A 1603-nucleotide genomic window follows, 5' to 3' on the forward strand; every position below is an offset into this window, starting at 1 on the left:
CACTTCATCCGTGTCGAACGCCCGCTCGATTTCGACTCCACCGGTCAGCTGGTGGCCAGCGTACTGTCGAAAAAGGCCGCGGCCGGTGCCACGCATGTCCTGATCGACATGCCGGTCGGACCCACCGCCAAGGTGCGGTCGGCCGGGGCCGCCGAAGCCCTCGGTGCCCGGCTGTCATCGGTGGCAAAGGCGTTGGGTCTGAACCTGGCGCTGCACATCAGCGACGGTGTGGCCCCCGTGGGACGGGGCATCGGCCCGGCGCTGGAGGCCCTGGACGTGCTGGCGGTTCTGCGGCGCACGCGGGAAGCCCCCGGCGACCTCGGCGCGCGGGCGCTGGATCTGGCCGGGCATCTTCTGGACCTCGCGCCGGACGCCGTGCGGGGGCAAGGGCGGGACCGCGCACAGACGCTTCTCGACAGTGGCGCCGCGGAAGCGAAGTTCATGGCAATTTGCGCGGCACAGGGCGGTTTCCGGGAGCCCGGGAGCGCGGCACAGCGCATCGAGATACGCGCCCCGCACGCCGGCGAATTGACGGCCGTGGACAACCGCCGGATTGCACGCATTGCAAAGCTGGCCGGTGCCCCGCGTCAGCAACGCGCCGGTATTCGATTGCTTGCGCGGATCGGTGATCGTGTGGACAAAGGCCAGCCGCTCTATGAACTCCATGCCGAGACACCGGGCGAACTGGCCTATGCCCTCGCCTATGCCGAGTCCCAGACCGGCGTGCTCACGCTGTCCGTGGGGGTGTCATGATCCTTGTTCCGTTTCCCGAGATGCAACCGCTCGCCGAAGACCTGGCACCCGCGATTGGGGCGGAACTGCGTACGCTCGACTGGCACCGTTTCCCTGATGGCGAAAGCCTGATCTCAGTGCCCGGCAGTCTGGACGGGGCCGATGTGGCGCTGCTTGCGACTTTGCGCGATCCCGACTGCCTTGCCTTGCCGTTGCGCTTCGCCGCAGCGACGGCCCGCGAGATGGGCGCGCGCCGCGTCGGCTTGATCGCCCCCTATCTCGGCTACATGCGGCAGGACCGCCGTTTCGACGCCGGGCAGGCGGTCAGTGCGCCGCTGTTCGCGCAATTCCTGGGGGAAAGCTTCGACTGGCTGGTGACCGTCGATCCGCATCTGCACCGCATCCGCCGGCTGGAGGACGTTTTCCCGATGCCAGCAATCCGCGCCGTATCCGCCCCGCTGTTGGCAAGCTGGCTTGCGACAAATCTGCCCGACGCCGTTCTGCTGGGTCCCGACGGCGAAAGCCAGCAATGGGTGGCCGAGGTGGCCCGGCTGGCCGGACGACCCTATGAGGTCTTGCGCAAGGTAAGGTCTGGCGACCGCCGCGTCGATGTCAGCGTGCCTGAAAGCGCAGATCTGCGGAAAGGGACACCGGTGATCCTCGATGACATCGCGTCTTCCGGGAGCACGATGGCGCGGGCTGTCGAGCGATTGCTTGCTTCCGGAACCGATGCGCCCGTCTGCCTGGCCATCCATGCGGTCTTTGCGGACGGAGCCCAAGACGTCATCATGTCGGCCGGAGCCGCCCGGATCGTCACCACCGATACCATACCGCACCCATCCAATGCGATCGGAACCGCCGCGATGCTTGC

1 protein-coding gene and 1 pseudogene are annotated in these 1603 nt (G+C 67.6%); both read left to right on the forward strand.

Annotated elements, in window-relative coordinates:
* Positions 1-753: pseudogene (locus GE300_RS21985) on the forward strand (thymidine phosphorylase); the annotation flags it as partial.
* On the forward strand, positions 750-1603 hold an 854-nt coding region (locus GE300_RS21990; RefSeq protein ID WP_154449697.1), incomplete at its 3' end, for a ribose-phosphate diphosphokinase. The pseudogene GE300_RS21985 and the gene GE300_RS21990, both read left to right, overlap by 4 nt.

Origin of the sequence: Halovulum marinum, assembly GCF_009697225.1 — a bacterium.
GTDB classification, from domain to species: Bacteria; Pseudomonadota; Alphaproteobacteria; order Rhodobacterales; family Rhodobacteraceae; genus Halovulum; species Halovulum marinum.